Annotated in this window: 10 protein-coding genes; 8 read left to right on the forward strand and 2 right to left on the reverse strand. The window is 67.1% G+C overall.

Annotation, left to right across the window (positions count from 1 at the left end):
* Positions 1 to 526 precede the first annotated feature (526 nt).
* From A9K58_RS17145 to A9K58_RS17165, 5 genes are all read left to right on the forward strand, one after another.
* Complete coding sequence (locus tag A9K58_RS17145) at positions 527 to 1,702, forward strand: phosphoglycerate kinase (protein WP_065200486.1); 1,176 nt, start codon at positions 527 to 529, stop codon at positions 1,700 to 1,702.
* Positions 1,699 to 2,352, forward strand: coding sequence for an HAD hydrolase-like protein (locus tag A9K58_RS17150; protein ID WP_065200487.1), 654 nt, complete (start codon positions 1,699 to 1,701; stop codon positions 2,350 to 2,352). Before A9K58_RS17145 ends, A9K58_RS17150 begins: the two co-directional genes overlap by 4 nt.
* 208 nt (positions 2,353 to 2,560) lie before the next feature.
* Positions 2,561 to 4,027 (forward strand): pyruvate kinase, encoded by a 1,467-nt coding sequence (gene pyk, locus A9K58_RS17155; protein ID WP_065200488.1) that lies wholly within the window; start codon positions 2,561 to 2,563, stop codon positions 4,025 to 4,027.
* A 197-nt stretch (positions 4,028 to 4,224) separates the two neighbouring features.
* The gene (locus tag A9K58_RS17160) at positions 4,225 to 5,229 is read left to right on the forward strand and encodes a class I fructose-bisphosphate aldolase (protein ID WP_065200489.1); all 1,005 of its coding nucleotides are present in this window, start codon (positions 4,225 to 4,227) and stop codon (positions 5,227 to 5,229) included.
* Between the two features lie 130 nt (positions 5,230 to 5,359).
* The gene (locus tag A9K58_RS17165; RefSeq protein WP_065200490.1) at positions 5,360 to 6,505 is read left to right on the forward strand and encodes an ABC transporter substrate-binding protein; all 1,146 of its coding nucleotides are present in this window, start codon (positions 5,360 to 5,362) and stop codon (positions 6,503 to 6,505) included.
* 79 nt (positions 6,506 to 6,584) lie between these two features.
* On the opposite strand, the gene A9K58_RS17170 is transcribed toward A9K58_RS17165, so the two are convergent.
* Together A9K58_RS17170 and cysK are read right to left on the reverse strand one after the other, a co-directional pair.
* Positions 6,585 to 7,184 carry an O-acetyl-ADP-ribose deacetylase gene (locus tag A9K58_RS17170; protein WP_065200491.1) on the reverse strand — a complete coding sequence of 200 codons (600 nt, stop codon included), beginning with the start codon at positions 7,182 to 7,184 and terminating at the stop codon, positions 6,585 to 6,587.
* Between the two features lie 272 nt (positions 7,185 to 7,456).
* Positions 7,457 to 8,416 (reverse strand): cysteine synthase A, encoded by a 960-nt coding sequence (cysK, locus tag A9K58_RS17175; RefSeq protein ID WP_065200492.1) that lies wholly within the window; start codon positions 8,414 to 8,416, stop codon positions 7,457 to 7,459.
* A gap of 209 nt (positions 8,417 to 8,625) precedes the next feature.
* Between cysK and A9K58_RS17180 the strand changes: the two genes are divergently transcribed.
* The 3 genes from A9K58_RS17180 to A9K58_RS17190 all read left to right on the forward strand — a co-directional run bounded on the left by A9K58_RS17180 (position 8,626) and on the right by A9K58_RS17190 (position 12,750).
* A complete protein-coding gene (locus A9K58_RS17180; RefSeq protein ID WP_065200493.1) occupies positions 8,626 to 9,609 on the forward strand; it encodes a LysR family transcriptional regulator in 984 nt (327 codons plus the stop codon).
* A gap of 586 nt (positions 9,610 to 10,195) precedes the next feature.
* Positions 10,196 to 10,615 (forward strand): DUF2946 domain-containing protein, encoded by a 420-nt coding sequence (locus tag A9K58_RS17185; RefSeq protein ID WP_065200494.1) that lies wholly within the window; start codon positions 10,196 to 10,198, stop codon positions 10,613 to 10,615.
* A gap of 71 nt (positions 10,616 to 10,686) precedes the next feature.
* Complete coding sequence (locus A9K58_RS17190; RefSeq protein ID WP_065200495.1) at positions 10,687 to 12,750, forward strand: TonB-dependent copper receptor; 2,064 nt, start codon at positions 10,687 to 10,689, stop codon at positions 12,748 to 12,750.
* The last annotated feature ends 251 nt before the right edge of the window (positions 12,751 to 13,001 follow it).

Genomic DNA, 13,001 nt, shown 5'->3' on the forward strand with positions numbered 1-13,001 from the left:
ATTCACGGCGTCCCCTGCCCAGCCCACCCGCTCGGCCCATCCCCGGGATCGCGCTTTGCGTCCACCCACGGGAAGAAAAAAAAGAAGAGCAAAAGCTGCTTGGCTGGGCGCTCTTTCTGGAGCCGAGCCCACGCTCGGCTGCTGTTCGCGGTAGACCCGGCCGAGCATGGGCTCGGCTCTACATTATTTTTCTCCGACAACAGAAACCGCTCTTGCTTCCGCCTTTGCCATCCGCTCTGCCTCATGAACCTGTCGAGGCCGGGGCGGTGTGGGCTGGCAGGGGTATCCGCGCCATGGATGGCGCGGCTAAGCCCCCAGGGAGGGGTTTACGGCGTCCCCTGCCAGCCCGCACCGCCTCGGTCCACCCATAGCGTCACAAGGCGCCAGCGCTTTGGCTTTGGCTCTGGCTGTTGCTGTCGCTCTGCGCCTCTGCCTGCCGCAGGCATCGGCCCTCCCACCACCCGCACCCGATACAATGGCCGTCTGCCGTACCCCGGCATCCCGTCCCTGAGCCAAAGAGTTGCCCATGTCCATCGTCCGCATGACCGACCTCGACCTCTCCGGCAAGCGCGTGCTGATCCGCCAGGATCTGAACGTGCCGATCGAGAATGGCCGCATCACCTCCGAACAGCGCATCACCGCTTCGCTGCCGACGCTCAAGCGCGCGCTGGAGCAGGGTGCGGCGGTGATGGTCACCTCGCACCTGGGGCGCCCGAAGGAAGGTGTTTGGAGCGAGGCCGACTCGCTGGCGCCGGTCGCCCAGCGCCTGTCCGAGCTGCTCGGCCGCGAGGTTCCGCTGGTTCGTGACTGGGTTGACGGCGTTGACGTGCAGCCGGGCCAGCTCGTGCTGCTGGAAAACTGCCGCATGAATGTAGGCGAGGGCAAGGACGACGAAGCCCTGTCGAAGAAATACGCCGCCTTGTGCGACGTGTTCGTGATGGATGCCTTCGGTACCGCGCACCGCGCGCAGGCTTCCACCCACGGCGTCATCCGTTTCGCCCCGGTCGCGGCCGGCGGCCCGCTGCTGATGGCCGAGCTGGACGCGCTGGCGCAGGCGCTGGATGCACCGGCCAAGCCGCTGCTGGCCATCGTCGCCGGCAGCAAGGTCAGCACCAAGCTGGAACTGCTTGCCAACCTGGTCGGCAAGGTCGATCAGCTGATCGTGGGTGGCGGCATCGCCAACACCTTCATCGCCGCCGCAGGCTACAACGTCGGCAAGTCGCTGTACGAGCCGGACCTGCTGGATACCGCGAAGAAGATCGTGGCTGATGCCAAAGCGCGCGGCGCCGACATCCCGCTGCCGGTCGACGTGGTCACCGCCAAGCAGTTCCTGCCCGACGCCGTTGCCGAAGTGAAGGCGGTCGACGCCGTTGCCGAAGACGACCTGATCCTCGACATCGGCCCGCAGACCGCCGCGCAGTATGCGCAGCTGATCGAGAAGGCGGGCACCGTGGTCTGGAACGGGCCGGTCGGTGTATTCGAGTTCGAGGCCTTCAGCAAGGGCACCGAAGCCCTCGCCCGCGCCATCGCCAGCTCCAAGGCGTTCTCCATCGCCGGCGGTGGTGACACCCTGGCGGCGGTCGACAAGTTCGATATCGCCGGGCAGGTCAGCTACATCTCCACCGGCGGTGGTGCGTTCCTGGAGTTCCTGGAAGGCAAGGCCCTGCCGGCGGTGGCCGCACTCGACGCGCGCGGCGCATGAGTGCCGGGCGCAGCAGGGATGTCCTGTTCTTCGACCTGGACGGCACCCTGATCGATTCGCAGGTGGGCATCACCACCTGCATCGCCTACGCACTGCAGAAGATGCAGTACCCGGTGCCACCGCAGGACACCCTGCTGGGCTGGATCGGCCCGTCGCTGCGGACCACCTTCGCACCGCTGTTCCTCGAGCCGGCGCGGGTGGAACAGGCAGTGGGCTTCTACCGCGAACGGTTCGATGCGGAAGGCTGGCGCGAGCACACCGTGTACCCGCAGGTGGAAGACACCCTGCGCACCCTGCACGGTCGTGGCCACCGCCTGGCGGTGGTGACCGCCAAGAACGAGCCGCATGCACGGCGCATCCTCGCCCACCTGCCGTTCGGCGGGTTGTTCGAGGAAATCGTCGGTTCGACTCTGGACGGCTCGCGCAGCCACAAGCCGGAACTGGTCGGGGAAGCACTGCGCCGCCTGCAGGTACAACCGGCACAGTGCTGGATGATCGGCGACCGCCGCATGGACATCGAAGGCGCGCGCCACCACGGCCTGCGCAGCGTCGGGGTCCTGTGGGGCTTTGGCGGCGAGGCGGAGTTGACCGCCGCCGGCGCCAGCCAGCTGGCGCATGAGCCGGCACAACTGCCAACGCTGCTGGCCTAGCCTGCTGTAGCGCCGGGCCCATGCCCGCTTGATCCGGCGTGGACCCGGCCGGCATGGGCGCGGCGCTGCAGAGCACCCTGCGCCAGCGTATGTCCTGGTGATGTCCGTTCCGTGACCCAAGAGCCAGGCGGCACAAGGCTGTAACCGTATACATGGGGCGTGAAGGATGTGCTAATTTCCGTTCTTTACCGGGAGAGGCCCATTCACCATGTTCGAGCGTCAGCGTCGCACCAAGATCCTAGCCACCCTCGGTCCGGCCACTGACCCGCCGGGCGTGCTGGAGGATCTGTTCCGCGCCGGCGTCAACGTGGTGCGCCTGAACTTCAGCCATGGCGACCCGTCCGGCCAGGCCAAGCGTGCTGCCGACGTGCGCGCCGCTGCTGCGCGCGTGGGCGTGGAAGTGGGCATCCTGGCCGACCTGCCGGGCCCGAAGATCCGCATCGAGCGCTTCGCCGAAGGCAAGGTGCAGCTGAAGGCGGGTGACCGCTTCGATCTGATTGCCAGCGACAGCGCTGGCCCCGGCGATGCGACCCAGGTCGGCGTCAGCTACCTGGGCCTGCCACAGGACGTTGGTCCCGGCGACGTGCTGCTCCTCGACGATGGCCTGATGCAGCTGCAGGTCGTGGAAGTGCAGGGCGAGCGCATTGTCAGCACCGTGCTCAACGACGGTGTGCTGTCCGACCGCAAGGGCCTGAACAAGCAGGGGGGCGGCTTGTCGCTGGGCGCGCTGACCGAGCGTGACAAGGAGCTGATCGGCATTGTCGCCAAGATCGGCGTCGACTTCATCGCCGTGTCGTTCTGCCGCAATGCGCAGGACATGAACGACGCGCGTGCGATCGCCCGTTCGCACGGCTGCGACGCTGCGCTGGTATCGAAGATCGAGCGCACCGAGGCCATCGAGAACCTGGAGGAAATCGTCGAAGCCAGCGACGTGGTAATGGTCGCCCGCGGCGACCTTGGCGTGGAAATCGGCGATGCCGAGCTGCCGGGCCTGCAGAAGAAGATCATCAAGGCCTCGCTGGCGCAGAACAAGGTGGTGATCACCGCCACGCAGATGCTGCAGTCGATGGTGGAAAGCCCGATTCCCACGCGCGCGGAAGTGCTGGACGTGGCCAACTCGGTCATCGACGGTACCGATGCCGTGATGCTCTCGGCCGAAACCGCTGCCGGCGCATGGCCGGTGAAGGCCGTCGAAGCGATGGCGCGCATCTGCCTGGGTGCGGAGCGGCAGTTCCAGACCGAGACCGACTTCAACGCCTCGCCGCGCAACCTGGAGCGCGCCGACCAGGCCATCGCCATGGCGACCATGTTCCTGTCACAGCACGTGGGCGTGCGTGCGATCGTGGCGATGACCGAATCCGGCGGCACGGCGCGTTACCTGTCGCGTTTCCGCGCCAAGGCACCGGTGTTCGCAGTGACCCGCCATGACGGTGCACGGCGCCAGATGGCGCTGATGCGCGACGTGTTCCCGATCAACTTCGACAGCCGTGGCCTGACGCCGCGCGAAGCGGCACGTGGCAGCATCCGCCTGCTGGTGGAATCGGATCTGCTGCAGCCGGGCGACCGTGTGGTGTTCACCAGTGGCGAGCACATGGAAACCCATGGCGCCACCAACACCCTGCGCCTGCTTGAAGTCGGCGCGGATGGCCGCGCCAGCGGCCTGGGCGACCTGTAAACGGTGGCCACATCGGGTCGGATCCGCGCAGCGGCTCCGACCCGGGGGCAGACCCCCCTAAGGGGCCCTGGCCCCCAACGGCAGGACACGGCCTGTCCGGTGCAGACATTGGAATCGTTTCCAGCCTGGCTTCGACATCGGGGTGACAGGCAGCGGAGCTATACTTGTGTTTTTCCCGCACCCGCCACAGGAAGTACATGAGCATCGAACAGCTGGCTGAAACCGCCCAGGCCATGGTTGCCCCGGGCAAGGGCATCATCGCGATCGACGAATCCACCGGTACCATCGCCAAGCGTTTCGCTGGCGTCGGCATCGAGAACACCGAGGAGAACCGTCGCGCCTATCGCGAGCTGCTGCTGACCACGCCGAAGCTCAACGAGCACATTTCCGGCGCCATCCTGTACGACGAAACCATCCGCCAGTCGACCCGCGATGGCGTGCCGTTCGCCAAGTACATGGCCGACCACGGCATGATTCCGGGCATCAAGGTCGACAAGGGCGCTCACCCGCTGGCCGGCTGCCCGGGCGAGCTGGTGACCGAGGGCCTGGATGGCCTGCGCGAGCGCCTGCAGGAGTATTACAAGCTGGGTGCGCGCTTCGCCAAGTGGCGTGCAGTGATCAACATCGGCGAGAGCATCCCGTCGGGTACCTGCATCGAGTCCAACGCCCACGCGCTGGCCCGCTATGCCGCGCTGTGCCAGGAATGCGGCCTGGTGCCGATGGTGGAGCCGGAGGTGATCATGGACGGCGATCATGACATCGAGACCTGCTACGAGGTCACCGAGGCCACCCTGCGTTCGCTGTTCGATGCCCTGTACCAGCAGAACGTGCTGCTGGAAGGCACCATCCTGAAGGCCTCGATGGTCATCTCCGGCAAGGACTGCGAAGAGCAGGCCGATGTCGAGGAAGTGGCCGAGTCGACCGTGATGTGCCTGAAGAGCACCGTGCCGGCGATCCTGCCGGGCGTGGTGTTCCTGTCCGGCGGCCAGAGCGACGAGCAGTCCACGGCCCACCTCAATGCCATGAACCAGCTGGGCAACCTGCCGTGGCCGCTGAGCTTCTCCTACGGCCGCGCCATGCAGCAGGCTGCGCTGAAGCTGTGGGCCAAGGACATGAAGGGCAACTACGCGGCTGCCCAGAAGACCGTGTTCGAGCGTGCCAAGGAAAACGGCCTGGCTGCGCTGGGCAAGTGGAACGGTTGACCGTTCCCATCGCTGGATGAACAGGGCAGCGCCGGCACCACGCCGGCGCTTGCTTTTGCGGGTATCGTTTCCGCCCTCGTGCGCCCGGCCGGTGCGCGGGTACTACATGGAAGGCCAAGGAGAAAACAACATGCGTTTGACAGCAATCACACTGGCCGTGGCCACCGTCCTCGCCGTGGGCGGGTGCAATCGCCTCGGCGGCAGCGCGGAGGGTGGCAAGGTCACGTCGCTCGATTTCGACAAGCCGGTGTCCGGCGAGATCACCTCGCGCAGCGGCGTCAATTTCAATGATGGCAGCCATCACCAGCTTTACCAGATAAAGCTTGAGGACAAGCAGCTGGTCGGCCTGAAGCTCACCGGTGCCCTCAGTGGTTCCATCGCCGTGTTCAACAACGGCAGCCTGGTTTCCACCAGCAATACCGGGCACGAGCACGAAGGCGATGTCTCACTGGCATTCCGCGCCAATGGCGCCGGCACCTACCAGGTGGCGGTCAATGCCGTAGGCCCAACGGCCTTCGGCCCGTACCGCCTGCGCGCCGAGAAGCTGAAGCCGTATGACGGCAAGCCGATTGCGGGCAGCGGCCAGATCGTCGATATGCTGGCCGGCAGTTCGCAGGAGTACGCCCTGCAGGTGGAAAAGGAAGGCCTGTACGAGATCCGCCTGGTGTCGGACGCGTTCGATCCGGTGCTGAAGCTGTCGGGCCAGGGCATCGATGCCGAAAACGACGACGGCAACGATGGCACCAACTCGCGTCTCAGCCTGGTGCTGAAGCCGGGCAGGTACACGTTGACGGCAACTGGCCTGGGTGATGGTGCCAATGGCATGTTCACGCTGTCCGCCAACAGCATCGAACTGCCGGCCAACCTGGTCCAGCGCGATGGTACCGCGTTGCCGAAGTCGGGCAGCGTGCACACCATGCTCGACAGCGAGGGCCGGCGTCGCTTCCTGCTGACCCTGGATCGTGCGGCGGACGTGCGCCTGGACGCGCTCTCCAGCCAGGTTGACACCGTGTTGCGCGTTGTCGGTGGCGACACCGAGTTCACCGACGACGACGGTGGCAATGGCACCAATGCCCGCCTGGAAGAAACACTGCCGGCCGGCCACTACACCGTGGACGTGACCAGCCTGAGCAACGGCGCTGGATTGGTGGAAGTCCGGGTGCAGGTGGATGGCGCCAGCGCCGATGGCATGGCTGCCGCCGCAGACCGCGCCTCCGCGGACGCGGCCGCCGCTGCGGCCGATGACGAAGCGGCAGTGGACGCTGCCAGTCGTTGAGTCCAGTTCACGCCTTGCGTGATCGAACAGGAAAGGCCGGGCAAATGCCCGGCCTTTCTTCATTCCGCGCGTCGCGGGGTCAATGCGCGGCAGCCAGACCCGCGTCGCCCAGCGGCGGTGGCGACGCCGGGCGCGATGGGCTCTCCGCGCTGCGTCCTGCAGCGCTCAACGCCTGCTGGAAAGCCTTGGCCGTGGCGGTATTGAACGCAACCAGCATGATGTGCATCGATTGTGCATGGCTGCGTTGCCACGCCAGCGTCTCGGTCACTGCGATCTGCGCGGCCAGGTAGAGCGGATAGCCGTACACGCCGCAGCTGATTGCCGGGAACGCAATCGTCTGCACGCCCAGCGATTCGGCCAGCTGCAGCGATTTCCAGTAGCAGTTGGCCAGCAGCGCGGGCTCGTCGCGCTGCCCGTCGTGCCAGACCGGTCCGACCGTGTGCAGCACGTGCCGCGCGGGCAATGCGTGGGCGCCGGTGGCACGCACTTCGCCCGTCGGGCAACGCACGCCCGGGCGCAGCTCCGGCAACTGCTCGCATTCGGCCAGCAACCCGGGGCCGGCGGCGCGGTGGATCGCACCGTCCACACCGCCTCCACCGAGCAGCGATTCATTGGCCGCGTTGACGATCGCATCCACCGCCAGGGTCGTGATGTCACCCTGCCAAACTTCGATCTTCATGCGTCCGTCTCCTGCCTGTGAGGTGTTCCGCGCAGCCTCTGCGCCGGCTGTCCCACAGTAGGGGACAGGGCATCGATACTGCGTCACGACCGTCTCACGCGCTGCGATCCGACGGCCTTGACGCACGATGGCGGGCGTCGCCTTCACGCAGGCTGAAGCGAGCGGGGGGCAGAACCCTTTCCGCGCGGAACAGGCTCTGAACCCCTCATGTTTCCGTGGCGCGGGACGGGATCAGGGCCCTTCCCGACGGGAAAGGGATTCTCCCGTGTTCATCACGGCAGGCCGGCCAGCCACTCGTCGTCGGACCCTTCATTCACCTCGGCGAACAGCGGCGTGGAGAAGTAGCGTTCACCGGTATCGGGCAGCATTGCCAGGATCACTGCACCGGGCTCGGCCCGGGCGGCTACGTCCAGCGCGCTGGCGACGGTGGCACCGGCGGAGATGCCGACGAAAATGCCTTCCTCGGCGGCCAGGCGGCGTGCAGTGGCGATCGCGCGCTCGTCGTCGACGGAGAGCAGTTCATCCACCACATCGCGGTTGAGCACATCCGGCACGAAGTCCGGGGTCCAACCCTGGATCTTGTGCGGCTTCCAGTCGTCGCCCTTGAGCAGGGCGGCACCGGCCGGTTCGGTGGCGACGATGCGGGTCTGCGGCCGCGCCACCTTCAGCACTTCGCCGACGCCGGTGAGCGTGCCGCCGGTACCCCAGCCGCTGACGAAGTAGTCCAGCCGACTGCCGGCGAAGTCGCGCAGGATCTCGGCGGCGGTGGTGTTGCGGTGATACGCGGGGTTGGCCGGGTTGGCGAACTGGCTGGCCAGGAACCAGCCATGCTGTTCGGCCAGCTCGCGTGCCCTGCGCACCATGCCGCTGCCGCGTTCGGCGGCCGGGGTCAGGATCACCTTGGCGCCGTAGGCACGCATCAGCTTGCGCCGCTCCACCGAGAAGGTCTCGACCATCGTCGCCACGAACTTGTAGCCGCGTGCGGCGGCGACCATGGCCAGCGCCACGCCGGTATTGCCCGAGGTAGCCTCGACAATGGTGTCCCCCGGCTTGAGCAGGCCACGCGCCTCGGCGTCGAGGATGATCGCCAGTGCGAGGCGGTCCTTCACCGATCCGCCCGGGTTGAACGACTCGACCTTGGCGTAGAGGCTGACCTGCGGCGGCGCCAGGCGCTGCAGCTTGACGATGGGAGTATTGCCGACGGTATCGAGGATGGAGTCGTAAAGGGCCATGGGAGCGCTCCAGAAACGGGGCCGCGCCGGGCTGCGGCGGGCAAGGAGGGGAGGGCTGGCGGTTCAGGCCAGCGGCTGCCGGCTGACCGTAGCGCCGGCATATGACACCCGGAAATGACCAGATACCTTTCTTAAACAACCTTTGGTTATAAGCTGGTGACGGCAATTGACCCTAGAGTGGACCTCCGCCCCACGCCGCCTGCCTGCCCATGACGCTGACCCAGCTGCGCTACCTGGTTGCCATCGCCGACGCCGAGCTGAACATCACGCTGGCTGCCTCGCGTGTGCACGCCACCCAGCCGGGCTTGTCCAAGCAGCTCAAGCAGCTGGAGGACGAGCTCGGCTTCCTGCTGTTCGTGCGCAAGGGCCGCAGCCTGGAATCGGTGACCCCCGCGGGCGCCGAGGTCATCGCGCGCGCCCGGGCGGTGCTGGCCGAGGCCAACAACATCCGGACGTACGCGGCCAACCAGCGCCGCGAAAGCCAGGGCCAGCTGATCCTGACCACCACCCATACCCAGGCGCGCTTCGTGCTGCCACCGGCGGTGGCAGCCATCAAGCAGGCCTACCCGCAGGTGAGCGTGCATCTGCAGCAGGCCGGTGAAACCGATGCGCTGGACCGCTTGAACCAGGGTGATGCGGATATCGCGGTCATCAGCACGGCGGGCGCCGAGCCCACCGATGGCGTCGCCGTGCCCCTGTTCCGCTGGCGGCGCCTGGTGGTAGTGCCGAAGGGGCACCCGCTGGACCGCGCCGGCCGTGCACCGGATCTGGCCGCGCTGGCGCGCCAGCCATTGATCAGCTACGAATCCTCGACGCGTCCGAACTCATCTTTGCAGCGCGCCTTCGCTGCCAACGGCCTGGTGCCGGATCTGGCACTGACCGCGCTGGATGCCGACCTGATCAAGACGTACGTGCGTACTGGTCTGGGTGTGGGCCTGCTGGCCGAGATGGCGGTCAGTTCCAACGATGAAGACCTGAAGGCGTGGCCGGCCCCGTCGCCGATCGCCGAGTGCATAGCGTGGGCGGTGCTGCCGCGCGACCGCGTGCTGCGTGATTACGCGCTGGAGCTCGTGCACGTGCTCGCCCCTCAGATCGATCCGCGCGACCTGCGGCGGGTGCTGGATGGCAACCAGGTGGCGGCCTGGCCGCTGCCCCCGACATGGGAGTCACTGACCCAGACCATCACGGTGTGAGGGGTTGGTCGAGCAGGGCTTGCAGCCCTGCACCTGCTGCGGACAAAGGCAACAGCAACAGCAGAAGCGGCATTCCGTGGGTTGGCGGGGCGGTGTCGGAGTGCGGGGACGCTGCAAGTACGTCCCTGTAAGCTTGGCAGCCGCATCCATGCGGCTGACACCCCGCACTCCGACACCGCCCCACCTCTGACAGATTCCGGTGGCTGTCGGTAGGTGTCGACCTTGGTCGACACGGTAGATCCACGCCATGCGTGGATGCTTTTCGATTCCAATTCGAAATATTCGATGCCGATGGAGATTCATCCACGCATGGCGTGGATCTACAGCAGATGGCGAGAATCTGTCGAAGGCGGGGTGGGTCCGGTTGCGGGGGTGTCCGCGGCATGGATGCCGCGGCCAAGGCTACAGGGATGTACTTGCGCCGTCCCCCGCAACCGGACCCACCCCGCCATCCCAAGGATTGCCCGCTTTTGACGTTGACGTTGACGTTGTTCAGCGGGTGCAGGGCTGCAAGCCCTGCCGATAAACCCCCTCCTGCGACGGTTCGTCGCACCGGCAACCGGTGACCCACCTCTACACTAGCGCGGTGACCCGCCTGTCCCGCCCGCAGCGCCTCCTGCTCCAGCTCGCCGTCCTGGCGACGCTGCTGATGGTGCTCGCGCCGCTGGTCAGCCGCGCGCTGCAGTCGTCGCCGATGGCTCCCGCAGCTATGGCGGGAATGGACCATGCGCACATGCACCATGCTGGCGCCGGATCGGGTCAGAGCCCTCTGCATGGGCAGAGGGCTCTGACCCCACCGGCCGATCCCCACGCCATGCACGGCGAAGCCTGCGAATACTGCGTGCTGGCCATGCGCCTGCTGCCGTGGCTGGCGGTGCTGGTACTGCTGTTGCCGTTGCTGTGGCGGCCACGGCCTGCGTTCCCGTGGTCGCAGCAGGTGCTGCCTGCACTGCGCTGGCCGGCACATGCTGCACGCGGGCCGCCACTCTTCTCCATCGTCCGCTGATATCCCCATGAATCTGCCGCACGACGCCCGACCGGGCGCCGTGCGCGCGTGCGTACCTTGGAGCTGTTCCGATGAAAATGACTTCCCGCCCCGCGGGCGCCTGCGCGCGCCTGCCGGTTGCCCTTGGCCTGGCCGTGGCTGCGTCCCTGGCGCATGCCGCGCCGGCCGAAGACACGCGTACCCTGGACACCCTGGTGGTGACCGCGGCCGCACCGTCCTCTCCGCTGCACTGGGTGACTGACCCGCGCCTGCCGCGGCAGCCGGTGCCGGCCAGTGACGGTGCCGATTACCTGAAGACCGTTCCCGGCTTCTCCGCCATCCGCAACGGCGGTACCAACGGCGATCCGGTGCTGCGCGGCATGTTCGGTTCGCGGCTGAACATCCTCAGCAATGACGGCAACCTGATCGGTGCCTGTCCCTCGCGCATGGATAACCCGCTGTCCTACATCGCGCCGGAGAGCTTCGACCGGCTGACCATCATCAAGGGCCCGCAGAGCGTGCGCTGGGGTGCAGGCGCCTCGGCCGGCACTGTGCGCTTCGAGCGCGATACGCCGCGCTTCGAGGAGCCGGGCCTGCGGGCCGAGGCCAGTGCGCTGGCCGGTTCGCGCAACCGCAATGACCAGGTGCTGGACCTGACCCTGGGCAATCCGACCGGCTATGTGCGCGCCAGCGGCAACCGGTCCGAAGCCGATGACTACAAGGATGGCCACGGCGACGTGGTGCCGTCGAAGTGGCGCAAGTGGAACGGCGACGTGGCCATCGGCTGGACGCCCGATACCGACACGCTGCTGGAGATTTCCGCCGGTGCCGGCGACGCGATCGCGCGTTACGCCGGCCGTGGCATGGACGGCGCTGCATTCGAGCGCACCAGCTATGCCGCGCGCTTCGAGAAGCGCAATCTGGCGGGTGCCTGGGACACCTTGCAGGCCAACGTGTACTACAACAACGCCGACCACGTGATGGACAACTACACGCTGCGCACGCCGAATCCGCACAGCATGATGCCGATGCCGATGGCCTCCAACGTGGACCGCCGCACCCAGGGCGGCCGGGTCAGTTCCGAATGGCGATGGCAGGACATGCAGGTGGTGGCGGGTGTGGACGGCGAAGACAGCCGTCACCGCAGCCGCATGGGCATGGGCCGCGACACCTACCGCCAGGCGGCACGGGAGACCGATGCCAACTTCCGCCGCTACGGCGTGTTCACGGAGTTGACCCTGGGAGCCGGCGCCGACCAGCGCTGGATCAGCGGCCTGCGCATCGATCGTGCCAGCGTGCGCGATGAGCGGCAGTCCATCCGCGCGATGATGGGGAACGTGCCCAATCCGACCGCAGGCGAGCGCCGCAGGGAATGGCTCGGCAGCGGCTTCCTGCGCTACGAGCAGGACCTGGCCGGTGGGCTGACCTGGTACGCGGGCCTTGGCCGCAGTGAACGCATGCCCGACTACTGGGAGCTGTTTTCGCCCGACCACGGCCCGGCCGGCGCAGCGAATGCGTTTGCCGGCATCCAGCCCGAACGCACCACCCAGCTTGACGTCGGCCTGCAGTACAAGGGACCGCGCGTGCAGGCGTGGGTTTCGGCGTACGCCGGGCAGGTCCAGGACTACATCCTGTTCACCTACCACGGCAGCGGCATGATGGGCATGAGCCAGGCCCGCAATGTCGATGCGCGCATCGCCGGCGCCGAGGCCGGAATGGAAGTGAGAGTGGGGGGGCAGTGGAAACTGGGGAGCACGCTGGCCTACGCCTGGGGCGAGAACCGCGACCAGCAGCGTCCGCTGCCACAGATGCCGCCGTTGGAAGCGCGCCTGAGTGCGAACTGGGAAGGCCAGCGCTGGAGCGCCGGTGCGCTGCTGCGTGCGGTCACCCATCAATACCGCGTTGCGGAGGGCCAGGGCAACGTCGTTGCCCAGGATCTGGGACCGAGCAGTGGCTTCGCCACGGTCGCCCTCAATGCCGCCTACCGATTCAGTTCGCAGCTGCAGCTCAGCGCCGGGGTCGACAACCTGTTCGACCGTGCCTACAGCGAACACCTGAACCTGGCCGGCAGCGCCGACTTCGGCTTCCCGGCCGATCCGGTGCGCATCAATGAGCCCGGGCGCAGCCTGTGGATGAAGGTGAACTACCGGTACTGATCCGCCGCGCACGGCCCGGCGCTACCCCACGCGTAACGGGCAAAAAAAACGGGGCCGGATCCCCGCCAGGATCCGTCCCCGCCCGACGCCCTCTGTCGGGCAGCGTCCACTCTACGATGCCGCTGTCGGTCCTGGGCCGCTGGATACACCTCGACACATGCCGACACCGCTGCCGGCAACCTTGCACGGAACGGGTTCAAAGCGCCATCGTGGCGATGGTTCCACGCCGGTAAACGCTTGGCACATACCGC

Source organism: Stenotrophomonas maltophilia (assembly GCF_001676385.1).
GTDB lineage: Bacteria > Pseudomonadota > Gammaproteobacteria > Xanthomonadales > Xanthomonadaceae > Stenotrophomonas > Stenotrophomonas maltophilia_J.

Coding starts and splice junctions, on each gene's coding strand:
- A9K58_RS17145 (WP_065200486.1), top strand. CDS start 527: ATGTCCATCGTCCGCATGACCGACCTCGACCTCTCCGGCAAGCGCGTG.
- A9K58_RS17150 (WP_065200487.1), top strand. CDS start 1,699: ATGAGTGCCGGGCGCAGCAGGGATGTCCTGTTCTTCGACCTGGACGGC.
- pyk (WP_065200488.1), top strand. CDS start 2,561: ATGTTCGAGCGTCAGCGTCGCACCAAGATCCTAGCCACCCTCGGTCCG.
- A9K58_RS17160 (WP_065200489.1), top strand. CDS start 4,225: ATGAGCATCGAACAGCTGGCTGAAACCGCCCAGGCCATGGTTGCCCCG.
- A9K58_RS17165 (WP_065200490.1), top strand. CDS start 5,360: ATGCGTTTGACAGCAATCACACTGGCCGTGGCCACCGTCCTCGCCGTG.
- A9K58_RS17170 (WP_065200491.1), bottom strand. CDS start 7,184: ATGAAGATCGAAGTTTGGCAGGGTGACATCACGACCCTGGCGGTGGAT.
- cysK (WP_065200492.1), bottom strand. CDS start 8,416: ATGGCCCTTTACGACTCCATCCTCGATACCGTCGGCAATACTCCCATC.
- A9K58_RS17180 (WP_065200493.1), top strand. CDS start 8,626: ATGACGCTGACCCAGCTGCGCTACCTGGTTGCCATCGCCGACGCCGAG.
- A9K58_RS17190 (WP_065200495.1), top strand. CDS start 10,687: ATGAAAATGACTTCCCGCCCCGCGGGCGCCTGCGCGCGCCTGCCGGTT.